The following is a 14122-nucleotide window of genomic DNA, read 5'->3' as shown; positions in this document are numbered from 1 at the left end:
CCATGCCCAACCACCTCCACAGCCCCCACCTAAGCACCCGCTTCCAGGCCCTCGACCAGTTCCTGATCGAGCACCAGCAACTGTGGAAACCCCGCCCCTTCACCAGCCTGCAGCTGGCTTGGGAAACCGCCCACCCCGAGCTTGCCGCCCACCTGCGCCAATGCTCCCTGGCAGACGCCGAAACCGACACCACCGCTGCCCCGTTGCCCGCCCCGTTCCCGCAACTGGCCCTGCAAGCCCGACAGCTTTCGGCACTCGGCAACCTCCCGAAAACCGACCTGCCCCCCGCCGCGCACCGCCTCGACGTAGCCGTCCCCGGCCGCAAATGGCAGCAGATCGAAGCCTTCGCCAGCCACCTGGCCTTCCGCGAACAGCCCCGTCACTGGCTGGACTGGTGCTCCGGCAAAGGGCACTTGGGCCGCCGCCTGCTGCAACCCGGCCAACACCTGACCTGCCTGGAATACGACGCCGAACTGGTCGCCGCCGGCCAGGCCCTGAGCACGCACCACCACTTGCCGGCGCAGCATGTGCACCAGGATGTGATGGCCAACGACAGCGCCCGCCACCTGGCTGGCGACAAAAGTGTGGTCGCCCTGCACGCCTGTGGCGACCTACATGTGCGACTGATGCAACTGGCCAGCCAGCAAGGTTGCCGACAACTGGCCGTGGCCCCCTGCTGCTACAACCGCATCGCGGCGCAGCATTACCAGGCGTTATCCACAGCCGCCCAAGCCTCCAGCCTGCGGCTGTCGCTGGACGACCTGGGCCTGCCCTTGAGCGAAACCGTTACCGCCGGCGCCCGCGTGCGGCGCCAGCGCGACACCTCGATGGCCCGGCGCCTGGGCTTCGACCTGCTGCAACGCCAGCAGCGCCAGACCGACGAGTACCTGCCGACACCGTCGCTACCCGTGGCCTGGCTGGAGAAGCCCTTCGAGCAGTACTGCCGCGACCTGGCCGAACTCAAGCAATTGCAGCTGACTGGCAACCCGGACTGGGCAGCCCTGGAAGCCGCCGGCTGGCAACGCCTGGCCGAGGTCCGCAACCTGGAGCGCGTGCGCAACCTGTTCCGCCGGCCGCTGGAGCTGTGGCTGGTTCTCGATCGGGCCCTGTTCCTCGAAGAACAAGGCTACAACGTGCGCCTTGGCCTGTTCTGCGACTACCCACTCACCCCGCGCAACCTGCTAATCCTTGCCGAACGCGACCGTTAGCCGCAGCACAACCTGTGGATAACTCTGTGAACAAGCTTGTGATTACCTGTTGGATCCAAGCGCTATTTCAAGCGTTTGGCTTATTCCGGCCTGCGCGTCAAGGCCAGTAAAAACAGGCGTTTGCGCAAAGACCGGCGGTGTATCGATCCGGCATGCCTTTCGCGCAAGTCGCCGATGCCACTTGTGCATAAACATTTCTTGTGGTTGGCGACTGCGTCTAAAGCCTTACCCAGAATGGCCTGATTTACGCGCTCCCACACTGACCGCATCAGGGCTCAATGCGCCTTGTTCTTGGCAATCTCGATATCGTTCATCAGCGCCTTGGCCATGTCGCACAGATAATCGGCAGCGCCCAGGAATTTATGGTCATCCTCCATATCCCCCTCGCGCACCAGATGCTTGATGTAGCCCATCAGGATCGAGACATGCTCATAGGCAGCATCGACGGGGACGCCAGGCTCGACGCGTAGCAGATTGAGGGATGGGTTACCGGCTGCGAGGAAGGTTTCCACGCCTGCGGTGGTGATTGGCTTTGGGCTGCGGGGATCAGTATCAATCGTTTTCAATTTTCAAACTCCTAGTTCAAAGGAGTTGCCGTGTTCATTCTTTCTCACGGAACAAAGGCGGCAACCGTGCACGAGGTGAGAAACCGAGTGAACATAGGAAGCTCGGCCAGACCAAGGTCTGCCCGCGCACGGTCGCCATTACGCAGCCGATACGTTCAAAATCGGGTTCTCACACCCGGTCGCCAGAGCGACCCGAGAACGGTATCCGTGAGCCATTTCCCCGACAACAGCGATACTTCGGCGGCGCGCGTAGGATAGTTCCGAAGCCACCAAACCCTGAAGCTGTTAGCCCCCTAGTTCAGAATTTTCGTACGGCTGATGGCCCTTTCGCGGGTAAACCCGCTCCCACAGGAATCTCACAAGGCTTGAGAACAGTGATATCTCTGTGGGAGCGGGTTCACCCGCGAAGAGGCCAGAACAGGCAACAAAAAGCTAAAGCCTCACCGCTGATCCCGCCCAACGGTGTATCATCCGCCCCCCAAATGATTAAAAAGTGACGTCGCGCGCTGCCCGCCAGCCCCGCGACCTTCTGGCGTTGCGCCAGAGCCGACAATGGACTAACGGACCCGACCATCGTGACCCAAGCCAAGCCCCTCGCCCTGCTGACCCTCACCCTGGCCCTGACCGCCTGCGCCAGCGGCACCGCTCCCCACCCCACCAGCAGCCTGGGCTGGAACCACCCCGGCATGCAGCTGGGCGGCGACAACGGCCTGCCCCTGCGCACCGAAAGCCCCTGCCGCAAGCGCGGCTGCGACAACGACAAGCTGTTCTTCAACCCGGGCAAAACCGAGCCGAGCGTCACCACCATCCATCGCGGCTGGTAGGAAAATTCTTCTTTCAGGTCGGTGACTTAGGTCATTTTCGAACATTCGCAACGAAGTGGTTTACAGGCGCCAACCGATCGTTATAATGACGCCCCATTGCCGGTATAGCTCAGATGGTAGAGCAACTGACTTGTAATCAGTAGGTCCCGGGTTCGATTCCTGGTGCCGGCACCATACGCAGTATCAAAAAAGGCTCACCGAAAGGTGGGCCTTTTTTGTTTTCAGCACGCTCTGCATGATCCCTTCCTCCAAGATTGATCTCAGTCAAGCCTGACGCCGGCACGCAGCTTAGCCTGAGATCAGTCAGCCCTTGAGGGAAGGAAACCATGGCCAAGAAATTCCCCAAAACCCCCAGCCACCCGGAGCGCATCTGCTGGGGCTGCGACCTGTACTGCCCGGCCAAGGCATTGGCCTGTGGCAATGGGTCGAGTCGGACCATGCACCCGGTGGAACTGTTTGGCGAGGACTGGGACAGTTTCGAGGACCGGCTGGAGAAGCCGGTTGATTGCCAGCAAGAGACTGGCCCTAGGTGAAATAGGGCAGCTTTGCGGCCCATAGCCGGCAAGCCAGGCTCTCATAGAACTGCACATAACTCATTGAATTAGCGGGGGCCCTGTGGGAGCGGCTTTAGCCGCGAACACCGGCGCAGCCGGTGCCATGCACCGCGTTGGATTCTTCGCGGCTAAAGCCGCTCCCACAGGGTACGCGGATTGCTTGCAAATTCAGTTATCTACGCGACAGCGCAGCCCAAGGGCTGGGCCATCTACCACAGGTACAGCGCATGGTTTGAGCCTGGCGCCGACCCAGCGAATGAGGTGCTGCGGTGGATGGCACGGGCTTCGCCCGTGTTCGCGGGCGCGCCCGCTCCCACAGGGATCGCGCCACCTGTTAGAAATTGAGCACGGTGGTTGCGACCAACGCGGCACGCCGGGCTCAAGGTGTGCGCTGTATCTGTGGGAGCCCGGGTTGCCGGCGATGGGCTGCGCAGCAGCCCCCGGTGCGGTTGATCAGAACGCTGTGCTGACCGTCAGCGACAGGTTGCGTGGGTCGCCATAAATCGCCCCGGCATAGAACCCGTAGCGGGTGTAGTAGTGCTTGTCGAACAGGTTGTTGGCGTTGAGGCTGACGCTGGTGTCGTCGGTCAGCTGGTACTTGGCCATGGCATTCCAGATGGCATAACCGGACCAGTTCACGTCAGTGGCACCGTTGCTCACACCATTGCTCGGCTGGCCCGCCGGGCTGGAGATTGCGCGGATGTTGCTCTGCGCAGTCACCCCGGCGCCCAGGGTCAGGCGGTCGAGCGGGCCGGAAAGGCGGTAGGTGGTCGAGGCCTTGAACAGGTGCGACGGGTCGCTGCGGCCGTCGCTGTCGACGCGGCGAAAGTGCAGGTAGGTGTAGCCGGCGTACACGTTCCAGCTGGGGGTCAGGGCGCCGGCGATTTCCAGGTCGATACCGTCGGTTTCCTGGCCGGAACCGGCCTTGTAGGCGTCGCCACCGGTGGGGGTGGTGAGGTCGCCGTCGAGCACTGCCTTGTTTTCCTGCTTGGTGCGGAAGTACGCCGCCGAGGCGTTCAGGCGGCCATCGAACCACTCTCCCTTGATACCCGTCTCGTAGCTTTGCCCGCGAATCGGCTCGACCTTGCTGCCGCTGCTGGTTTCAGCGGTTTGCGGGGTGAAGATGTCGGTGTAGCTGGCATACAGCGAGTAGTTGTCGTTGAGGTCGTACACCGCGCCCAGGTACGGGGTGACGATGCCGTTCTCTTCCTGGCTGGTACGTGCGCCAGCCACGCTGCGGGTGGTGGCCGAGTAGTTGCTTGTGCGCACACCGAGGATGACCGACAGTGGGTCGGTGATGCTCAGGCGGGTTGCCGCGTACATGCCCTGCAGGCGGGTGGTGGTCTTGCTGTGGCGGCCGGTGCGCGAGGCGATGATGTTGTAGTCGTCATCCACACCATTGCGCCAGTCGGTCAGCGGGAAGCCGTTGTTGGCGCGGAACTGGCAACCCAGCGCAGGCGCACTGGCCATGCCGTCGCCAACCATGGTGCAGGTGTATTCCGGCGACCAGGCCACGGTGCGGCTGTCGTTGTAGCCAACCATCGCCTGGTGGATACGGCCAAACAGTTGGAACGGGCCGGACAGGTCGATCTGCACCGACTGCTGGGTGGTGTCGGTGGAGCTGTGCAGGCCGTTGAGCACGGCGCCGCTGCCATCCTGGTCCCAGTAGCCGCCGTAGCTGCCACGGCCCGCCGAGTTGACCTTGGCCAGGCCGCGGTGGTTGAGGGTTTCGGCGGTGCTCTGGGCGGCTTTCAGGTCCAGCGTCCAGTCGTTGTCGAAGCGGTGCTCCAGCGAGCCGAACGCGGTGCGGGTGGTGTACTCGCCAAAGCTCCAGCTGGGTACCACGTTGGTGCTGCGTGGCAGGTCGGTCTTGCTGCCATCGCGGTACCAGATCGGGATGTTCGCACCCCAGCCACCGCCAACAATCTTGTTGTACTCGTACTGGTAGCCGGCACCAAGGGTGGTGGCGTCGTCCAGGTCGAACTCGAAGTTGGCCAGCGCGGCGCGGGAGCGCTCGGACTGGTTGTCGCGGAATGAGTTGGCGTCCTGCTGGGTCATCACGAAGCGCGAACGCAGGCGGCCGTCTTCGGACAGCGGCAGGTTGAGGTCGGCGCCCAGGCGGCGCTTGTCCCAGCTGCCGTAGGTGGCATAGGCGCTACCGCCGAACGTCCTGGTCGGCGCCTTGCGGATCAGGTTGACGGTGGCCGACGGGTCGCCGGTACCGCCCAGCAGGCCGTTGGCGCCGCGCACGATGTCGATGCGCTCGTACAGGTCCATGTTCAGTGCGTTGCCGCCGCCACTGAAATCGGACCCGCCCTGGAACTGCAGGCCATCGACCTTCCAGTTGCTGATCGAGTAACCACGAGCACGGTAGTCAGTACGCCCGCCCACTTCGGACTTGCTCGCGGTCACGCCTGGGGTGGTTTCCAGCGCTTGCTCGATGGTGTGGATGTCGCGGTCATCCATTTGCTGGCGGGTAATGGTGGTGACCGACTGCGGCGTCTGGCGCGGCGTCAGGGCCAGGCCGGTGGAGCTGCGGGTGCTTTCGACGGTGTAACCCAGCTGACCGGCTTCGTCGGCAGGCAGCAGGGCGCTGTCTTCGATCTGCGTGGCATCCAGTTCCAGGGGCTTGCTGTCGGCAGCCATCGCGCCACCGCTGACGGCCACGGCAATGAACAGGGCCAGCGGTTTGAGGCGCGTGCCGCCTCGGCTGATGGAGGGGAAGGCGTTCGGGGTGCTCTCGGAGTTCATTTGGGAAGGCTTCGTATTTGCAGATGATTTTTTGTTAGGATTCTAGGGATCGGCCCCCCGGGCTCCAGACCCGGCTTGTACGGGGATGTAATCGAACGTAACGAGCGCCACCGGCCCTCACCGAACAGGTGTTTTTCTGCATGAGCACAACTTTGCTTGTTGTCGATGATGACGACGAGATCCGCGAACTTCTTTGTGATTACCTGACAGATGCCGGCTATAACGTGCTGGCAGCGGCTGACGGCGAGCAGATGCGCGAGCACCTGGCCCGGCACAAGGTGGAGCTGGTGGTGCTGGACCTGATGCTGCCGGGCGAAGACGGCTTGAGCCTGTGCCGCCAGCTGCAAGCCACGCCGGGGCTGGCGGTGATCATGCTGTCGGCCAAGGGCAGCACGCTGGACCGCATCATCGGCCTGGAGGTGGGTGCCGATGACTACCTGGCCAAGCCTTTCGAGCCACGCGAGCTGATCGCCCGGATCAAGGCCGTGCTGCGTCGTCCGCAACGCCTGGATGCCCCCGCCGAAGAGCCGGTAGAAGATGCTCAGCTGTTCGCCGGCTTCCGCCTGGAACACGTGAAGCGCCTGCTCACCCGCCCCGATGGCGAGACCCTGACCCTGCCCCGCTCCGACTACCGCGTACTGCGCGAGCTGCTGGAAGCCAACAACCGCGTGGTATCCCGCGACCAGCTGACGCGCAGTGCGTTCGGCCGCGACCACCTGCCAGACGACCGTTCGGTGGACATGTGCGTCAGCCGCCTGCGCCAGCACCTGCGCCACGCGCCGGCGGGTGCCGCGCAAATTCTCACCATCCGCAACGAAGGCTATTTGCTGAGCATCGCCGCCAACGGGGCCGATGCCTGACATGCGCTGGCTGCGCCGGATGTGGCCACGCACGTTGTTCGGCCAGTTGCTGCTGATAATGGTCAGCGGTACCGTGCTGATCCAGTTGATGTCCAGCAGCATCTGGTTCGATGTGCGTTTTGCCCAGGTTCTCGAGGCCCCTGTCCGGCTGATTGCCGCACGCAGCGCGCCGTTGATCGCCCAGGCCGACTGCCGTGCCGGTTCACAGCAGGCGCCAGCGCATTACCAACTGCGTTGCAGCGAAGCCCTGCCCACGCCGGTGCAGGACGAGCGCCGCGGGCGCAGGCGTGTCGAGCTGTTGCTGCACCAGGCCCTCGAGTACGAGTTGGGGCATGCCCAGGACGTGCGCCTGATGAAGGTGCAGTTGACCGACGAACAGGGCCAGCCGATCGTCTGGCGCAGCCTGTTCGGCCTGCGCACGGCCCAGGCACATCTGCAGTTCGCGGTGCCGTTGGCCGGTGGGCACTGGCTGACCATCGAGGGCCAGGAACTGCAAGGCTGGAGCGGCGAGTCGGCCTGGGTGCTGATCAGCGATTACCTGTTGCGGGTGTACGCGCTGCGCATCGTCGCGGTATTGCTGGTGTGCCTGATAGCCGTGCGCCTGTGCCTGCGCCCGTTGCGGCGCCTGGCCGATGCCGCGCGCGGCCTGGGTAGCAACCTCGAGCAGCCGCCCTTGGCGCTGGATGGCCCGGAGGAAGTGCGCCAGGCGGCCCAGGCCTTCAACGCCATGCAGCAGCGGCTGATCGCGATGGTCAACGACAAGGCCTACTTCCTGGCCGCCGTGTCCCACGACCTGCGCACCCCGCTGACGCGCATGCGCCTGCGCCTGGAGCGCTTGCCGGACGACGAAAACCGGCAACGCCTGCGGCAGAACATTGCGCAAATGGACAACATGATCGGCCAGGTGCTCGATTACCTGCGCGCGGGGGAGCAGCAGGACTTGCAGCAGGTAGACCTGGACCGGCTGGTGGTGCGCCAGTGCGCGGAGCTGGCCACTGCCGAAGAGCCGTTGCCGGTGCATGGCCAGGCGGGCAGCCTGCGGGTCGATGCCCTGCTGCTGCAGCGCTGCCTGCAGAACCTGCTGGTCAATGCGTTGCGTTATGCCAAGGAGGTTTCGGTCACGCTGGAGCAGGCGACCACGGGGGTGTTCATCCATATCGATGACCGTGGCCCGGGGATTGCTCCGGGCCTGCTGGCGACCATCATCGACCCGTTCGTGCGCGGTGACGGGTCGCGCAATCAGGCGTCCGGGGGGTATGGGCTGGGGTTGAGCATCGCCCAGCGGATTGCTGCCAGCCATGGGGGCGAGTTGCTGTTGGCGAACCGCGAGGGGGGTGGGTTGCGGGTCAGCGTGTTGCTACCCAATCAGCCTTTACGCGCCCCCCTGTAGGAGCGGCCTTGTGTCGCGATGGGCTGCGCAGCAGCCCCGGATTCTGGAGTTGATGCAAAGAATGCCGGGGCCGCTTCGCGGCCCTTTCGCGACACAAGGCCGCTCCTACAAAGAACCGCATGAGCCTGGAAATACGCGATCAAGTAACAGTCTTTTACCGATTACACAGGTTTTCCCCTCCCCGCCTTTGCCTATCCTATGCCCGGTCATCCTGCCTGCGATGGACCCATGAAACACTCTCTACCCAGCCGCTACGCCTGCCTCGCCCTCTGCCTGCTGTTCACCTTCGCCAGCCTGCCGCTGCTACCCCAGCATGCCTGGCTGTGGCCGTTGACACTGATCACCGCGCTGCTCAGCCTGGTCGGCCTGAACGACCTGCGGCAAAGCCACCACGCCGTGCGCCGCAACTACCCGATCCTAGGCAACATCCGCTACCTGATCGAAACCATCCGCCCGGAAATCCGTCAGTACCTGATCGAGGGCGACGACGACAAGCTGCCGTTCTCCCGCTCGCAGCGTTCGCTGGTCTACGCCCGGGCCAAGAACGAAAGCGCCGAGAAGGCCTTCGGCACCCTCAACGATGCCTACAAGCCCGGCTTCGAATTCATCAGCCATTCCATGCTGCCAGTGGCCACGCCAGACCCGGCATCGTTCCGCATCGCTATTGGCGGGCCGCAATGCCGCCTGCCCTATTCGGCATCGATCTTCAACATCTCGGCCATGAGCTTCGGCGCCCTCAGCGCCAATGCCATCGCTGCCCTGAACCGCGGTGCACGCATGGGCCGTTTTGCCCATGACACCGGCGAAGGCAGCATCAGCCCGTACCACCGCGAACATGGCGGTGACCTGATCTGGGAAATCGGCAGTGGCTACTTCGGCTGCCGCACCGAGGACGGCCGCTTCGACCCGCAGCGCTTCGCCGAGCAGGCGCGCTCGCCGCAGGTGAAGATGATCGAGATCAAGCTCAGCCAGGGCGCCAAGCCGGGCCACGGCGGCATCCTGCCGGGGCACAAGGTCAGCCCCGAAATTGCTGCAACCCGTGGCGTGCGCGTGGGCGAAGATTGCATCTCGCCAGCGGCGCACAGTGCCTTCCGCACGCCAGTCGAGTTGCTGCAGTTCGTGGCCAGCCTGCGCGAGCTGTCGGGCGGCAAGCCGGTGGGGTTCAAATTCTGCCTGGGCCACCCTTGGGAGTTCATGGGCATTGCCAAGGCCATGCTGGCCACTGGCATCACTCCGGACTTCATCGTCGTCGATGGCAAGGAAGGCGGCACCGGGGCGGCGCCACGCGAGTTCAGCGACAACATGGGCGTGCCGATGCGCGAGGGCCTGATGTTCGTGCACAACACCCTGGTCGGCCTGAACCTGCGCGCCGGCATCCGCATTGGCGCGGCGGGCAAGATCGTCAGCGCCTTCGACATCGCCAGCGTGCTGGCCATCGGGGCGGACTGGGTGAACTCCGCGCGCGGCTTCATGTTCGCCATTGGCTGCATCCAGTCGCAGAGCTGCCATACCAACAAATGCCCGACCGGGGTGGCCACGCAAGACCCGCTGCGCCAGCGCGCCTTGGTGGTGCCGGACAAGGCCGAGCGGGTGGCCAGCTTCCACCGCAACACGCTGCATACGTTGGCCGAAATGTTGGCTGCCGCGGGCCTGGAACACCCTTCGGAGCTCAAACCCAAGCACCTGGCGCGGCGTATCAGCCCTAGCGAAATCGGGCTGTTCTCGGACCTGCACACGTTCCTCAAACCGGGCGAATTGCTCAGTGGCTCGATTGAAAGCGAGTTTTATGCGCGGATGTGGCGGATGGCGCGTAGTGACAGCTTTGCGCCGGAGACTGGGGAGGGAGAGGTGAAGGTTGCTGGTGTGCGGCGCAGGGAAGTGGTGGAGACGGCTTGAAAGCCGGGGGCCGCTTTGCGGCCCTTTCGCGACACAAGGCCGCTCCTACAGAATCGTGTGGGAGCGGCCTTGTGTCGCGATGGGCTGCAAAGCAGCCCCTAGGCCATCAGATCAGGATCAGAAGATGCTGATCGGGTACTCGACGAATACGCGGACTTCGTTGCCGTCGTCGTTGTAACCGTTCTGCTGCACGGCGTTGTTGGTACGCACGAACGAGCTACGCAGCTTGATCGACAGGTCCTTGGCCGGGCCGTCCTGCACCACGTAACGGATCTGGTTGAAGATTTCGCGCTCTTTACCTTCACCGAAGCCCTGCGGGTTGTCGACGTTGCGGGTGTTGATGTTGTCACCCACCACGTAGGCCAGCTTGTAGGTCAGGCCCGGGATGCCGTAGGCACCGAAGTCCAGGCCGTAGCCCAGCTGCCAGGAGCGCTCGTCTTCGGCGTTGAAGTCGGACCAGTAGGAGTTGGCCAGGTAGATGGTCGAACCACCGTCACCCACGCCACCCTCGTTCTGGTACCAGCCGTAGTTGTAGCCGGTGCTGCCGGTGCTGCGCTGATGAGCGATGGTGAACGAGTGGGCACCGTAGGCGTAGGTGGCTGCCAGGCTCCAGATGGTGTTGGAGTCGCCGTTCAGCCCAGCGGATTTCACGAACTTGTTGTCGATGTCCGACTTGTAGCCGTTGAAGTCCAGGGTCAGGGACTGGTCGTTGGCAATCGGGAAGACGTAGTTCAGGCCCAGGTAGTGCTTCTTCATCACGTCTTCGTTGTCGGCGGTGTACAGCGAAGCGGTGAAGTTGTCGGTGAACTTGTAGCTACCACCGAGGACGTTGATCGACTTCAGGCCACCACCGTCACGGCGCTCGGCGCTCTTGCGCGCTTCCTGGGTGAAGCGGCCGGCGTTCAGTTCCAGGCCCTGGATCTCTTTGGAGGTGATCAGGGTACCGGTGAAGCTTTCTGGCAGCAGACGGGCGTCGTCGTACTGCAGCACTGGCAGTGCCGGCATCTGGTCACCGTACTTGAGCACGGTGTTGGAGATGCGGAACTTCACTGCAGCGCCACCACGGGCCAGGTTGTGCGGCGAGTTGGCGTTGCCGTTCTCGTCCTTGAAGTCCGAAGGCTTGAAGAAGTCGACACCGGCGCCACCGTTGTGGCCCTTGCCGCCGTCCAGACGCACGGCGTACAGGCCGAATGCATCGACGCCGACACCGACGGTGCCCTGGGTGAAGCCGGAGGAGAAGTTGGCGATGACGCCCTGGCCCCATTCGATCTGGTCGTCGGTGCCGTGCTTCTTGTCACGATTGATGTAGGCGTTGCGCAGCAGGACGTTGGCGTGGCTGTCCTCGATGAAGCCTTTGCTGTCGGCCTGATCATTGGCCTGTGCCTGGGTCGCGGCGATCATCGCCAGGGCGACCAGGCTGATCCTGGTTTTCAACATGTTGTTTTCCTTATTTCTTAATCAAAAACGCTCTGCAATATGACGCCAGGAACCAACGCCCCTTCGTAGGTTCGACGCTATGCGGATCCAGACTTGAAGGCCTGCCGGTAATCACACGGCGGCCTCTGGCAGCAGCATGGCCAAGATCATGGCCAGCAGGCGTTGGCCGAATCCTAGCCGTGTGCGATTACAAATGTCAAAAAGTCGTGAAATGCAGGTTGATATAACCAAAATCGCGCGCTTGCCTGGTGCATTTCCATGCAGGTTTGCGCTATCAGCGGACAATTTATCTTGTGTGGGAAATAGCCTTTTGATCGAACGGACAATTTTCCTGTCAGGGCGCCTTCGCAGCACAAGGCTGGTCCTACAGGGAAACGCGGCCCGGTGGAGGCCGTAACAAACTGACACAGATGTAATGACAAGCCTTTACAAATACTCAAGCAATAGCAAATAACAAGCATTACCATCCGCACCTCTTTTTCACCTGCTCGATCCGGATGTGCCCATGCTTGTACCCTGCCGTCTTTCACCCCTGACGCTTGGCCTGTCGCTGCTGTTCGGCGCCAGCCTGGCCAGTGCCGCCACCACCACCCTGCCGGAACTGTCGGTAACCGCCGACAGTGAACGCGAAGAGGACAACCCGCGGGTCAAGGAGGTAAGCACCGCGACCCGCACCTCGACGCCAGTACGCTATGTGCCGCAGGCCATCGACACGGTGAAGACCGTCAACGTGCTGGATTACGGCAGCAACACCCTGGGCAAGGCGCTGGAAGGCATCCCCAACGTCAGCAGCGGTGCCGACACCCGCTTCGACAGCGTGCGCATCCGCGGCTTCGAAGCCAGCAACGACTTCTACCTGGACGGCATTCGCGACGACAGCCAGTACATCCGCGACCTGCATAACATCGAGCGGGTCGAAGTGCTCAAGGGGCCGGCAGCCGTGCTTTATGGCCGTGGCAGCCAGGGCGGTATCGTCAACCGGGTGAGCAAGGCGCCGGAGCACGGCCGCCGTTCGAGCATCGAGGCGCAGGCCGGCAGCGAAGACCTGCGCAGCCTGTATGCCGACCTCAGTGCCGACCCCAGCGACACCGTCAGCCTGCGCCTGAACATGGGCAACCAGGACAACAACAGCTTCCGCGACGGCATCGACGGCAGCCGCCAGCTGTTCGCCCCGTCGATCAGCTGGCAGGTCACCCCCGACCTGAACTGGCTGGTGCAATACGAATACAGCCGCTACAACCGCACCCCGGACCGTGGCATCCCCGAGGTCAACGGCCGCCCGGCCGATGTCGGCCGCAGCACCACTTATGGCGACACACAGCGCGACTATATCGACGACCGCGCCCAGTCGCTGCGCTCGCGCCTGAACTATCAGCTGAACGAAACCTGGCAGTTGCGCCATACCCTGGGCCTGTTCAAGCTCGACAGTGAGTTCGACAACACCTACGTCACGGGCTACGACGCCAGCACCGACACCTTGACCCGCCAGCGCTGGCAGCAGGACCTGAACACCCGCAACCTGTTCAACACCCTGGAGGCCGAGGGCGACTTCGACACCCTGGGCCTGGAGCACAAGCTGTTGCTGGGCCTGGAGTTCGGCAACCAGAAGCGCGACCCGGTGCTGTACAAAGCGGTCGACCAGAAACTGCAGGGCCTGGGCAAACCCGGCCGCAACCAGCAGCTCAATGGCCCAATGACGTTGTTTAGTGACAACCATACCGTGGTCGATAGCCGCGGCCTTTATCTACAAGACCAGATCCGCCTGAACGATCAATGGCAGGTTCTTGCCGGCGTACGCTTCGACCAGTTCGACGTGCAGACCACCAACAAGGATGGCGTGCGCGAAACACAGGACAGCAACAGCACCAGCCCACGCCTGGGTGTGGTCTATACACCGTGGCGCGACCATTCGTTCTACGCCTCGTGGAGCAAGACCTTCTCGCCGGTTGGCGGCGGTCTGATCGGCATCACCCCGGGCGCAAAGGGCAACGGTAACGACGCCAAGCCGGAAGAAACCCGCCAGAAGGAAATCGGCGTGAAGAGCGACTGGCTCGACCAGCGCCTGACCACCACCCTGGCCATCTACGAGCTGGAGCTGTACAACCGCCGCACCCGCGACCCGCTTGTCCCGGAAAACATCTTGCTCAGCGGCATGCAGCGTTCGCGCGGTATCGAGCTGACCGCCACCGGCAACATCGTTGGCAACTGGTACGTGCGCGGTGGCATCGGCCTGCAGGACGCGACCATCGTCAAGGACAACAACGGCCAGGAAGGCAACCGCATCAATGACGTGGCCAAGCGCAACGGCAGCCTGTTCGTGACCTGGAAACCGGAACTGGGCTGGTACGCCGAAACCGGCCTGACGTTGGTAGGCGAGCGTTATGCGGACAACCAGAACACCACGGTGCTGCCGGGGTATGGCCGCTGGGATGCACTGGCGGGGTACCGCACGCATGACTGGGATGTGCGGGCGGCGCTGAGTAATATCGCCGACAAGACCTATTACAGCTCGGCAACCAGTGCGGCGCAGATCCAGGTGGGTGACCCGCGTAGCCTGGTGGTGACTGGCAGCTACAGCTTCTGATCTTTATTGCCTGTGCCGGCCTCTTCGCGGCTAAAGCCGCTCCCACAGGTAT

General features: G+C 63.2%; 10 protein-coding genes and 1 tRNA gene. 8 read left to right on the top strand and 3 right to left on the bottom strand.

Going from position 1 to position 14122, the window contains the following annotated elements; all coding sequences use genetic code 11:
• Positions 1 to 2 precede the first annotated feature (2 nt).
• The gene (locus tag RR51_RS08285; RefSeq protein ID WP_039613180.1) at positions 3 to 1208 is read left to right on the top strand and encodes a methyltransferase; all 1206 of its coding nucleotides are present in this window, start codon (positions 3 to 5) and stop codon (positions 1206 to 1208) included.
• A gap of 275 nt (positions 1209 to 1483) precedes the next feature.
• On the opposite strand, the gene RR51_RS08280 is transcribed toward RR51_RS08285, so the two are convergent.
• Positions 1484 to 1774, bottom strand: coding sequence for a DUF3077 domain-containing protein (locus tag RR51_RS08280; protein WP_003257466.1), 291 nt, complete (start codon positions 1772 to 1774; stop codon positions 1484 to 1486).
• 575 nt (positions 1775 to 2349) lie between these two features.
• Here RR51_RS08280 and RR51_RS08275 point away from each other — a divergent pair.
• The 3 genes from RR51_RS08275 (at position 2350) to RR51_RS08265 (ending at position 3131) form a co-directional block, all read left to right on the top strand.
• A complete protein-coding gene (locus RR51_RS08275; RefSeq protein WP_003257464.1) occupies positions 2350 to 2598 on the top strand; it encodes a hypothetical protein in 249 nt (82 codons plus the stop codon).
• Between the two features lie 98 nt (positions 2599 to 2696).
• Positions 2697 to 2772, top strand: a tRNA-Thr gene (locus RR51_RS08270).
• A gap of 152 nt (positions 2773 to 2924) precedes the next feature.
• Positions 2925 to 3131, top strand: a complete 207-nt coding sequence (locus RR51_RS08265; RefSeq protein ID WP_013970481.1) for a DUF3079 domain-containing protein — start codon at positions 2925 to 2927, stop codon at positions 3129 to 3131.
• A 474-nt stretch (positions 3132 to 3605) separates the two neighbouring features.
• Here the strand turns inward: RR51_RS08265 and RR51_RS08260 are convergent, their stop codons facing one another.
• The gene (locus tag RR51_RS08260) at positions 3606 to 5903 is read right to left on the bottom strand and encodes a TonB-dependent siderophore receptor (RefSeq protein WP_039613179.1); all 2298 of its coding nucleotides are present in this window, start codon (positions 5901 to 5903) and stop codon (positions 3606 to 3608) included.
• Between the two features lie 140 nt (positions 5904 to 6043).
• On the opposite strand from RR51_RS08260, the gene RR51_RS08255 reads away from it, so the two are divergent.
• The 3 genes from RR51_RS08255 to RR51_RS08245 all read left to right on the top strand — a co-directional run bounded on the left by RR51_RS08255 (position 6044) and on the right by RR51_RS08245 (position 10049).
• Entirely contained in the window at positions 6044 to 6763 is a 720-nt protein-coding gene (locus RR51_RS08255; protein ID WP_015268622.1) for a response regulator, read from the top strand.
• Position 6764: 1 nt separating this feature from the next.
• Positions 6765 to 8153: an ATP-binding protein gene (locus RR51_RS08250; protein WP_039613266.1), complete on the top strand. Its 1389-nt coding sequence runs from the start codon at positions 6765 to 6767 to the stop codon at positions 8151 to 8153.
• 228 nt (positions 8154 to 8381) lie between these two features.
• The gene (locus tag RR51_RS08245) at positions 8382 to 10049 is read left to right on the top strand and encodes an FMN-binding glutamate synthase family protein (RefSeq protein ID WP_039613178.1); all 1668 of its coding nucleotides are present in this window, start codon (positions 8382 to 8384) and stop codon (positions 10047 to 10049) included.
• A gap of 117 nt (positions 10050 to 10166) precedes the next feature.
• Here the strand turns inward: RR51_RS08245 and RR51_RS08240 are convergent, their stop codons facing one another.
• Positions 10167 to 11486: an OprD family porin gene (locus RR51_RS08240; RefSeq protein WP_013970474.1), complete on the bottom strand. Its 1320-nt coding sequence runs from the start codon at positions 11484 to 11486 to the stop codon at positions 10167 to 10169.
• Between the two features lie 505 nt (positions 11487 to 11991).
• Between RR51_RS08240 and RR51_RS08235 the strand changes: the two genes are divergently transcribed.
• A complete protein-coding gene (locus RR51_RS08235) occupies positions 11992 to 14070 on the top strand; it encodes a TonB-dependent receptor (RefSeq protein WP_039613177.1) in 2079 nt (692 codons plus the stop codon).
• Positions 14071 to 14122: the final 52 nt, after the last annotated feature.

Origin of the sequence: Pseudomonas sp. C5pp, from assembly GCF_000814065.1 — a bacterium.
Taxonomy (GTDB): Bacteria; Pseudomonadota; Gammaproteobacteria; order Pseudomonadales; family Pseudomonadaceae; genus Aquipseudomonas; species Aquipseudomonas asiatica.
The sequence above is the reverse complement of the archived record's forward strand: the minus strand, read 5'-3'. Positions and strand labels throughout refer to the sequence as shown.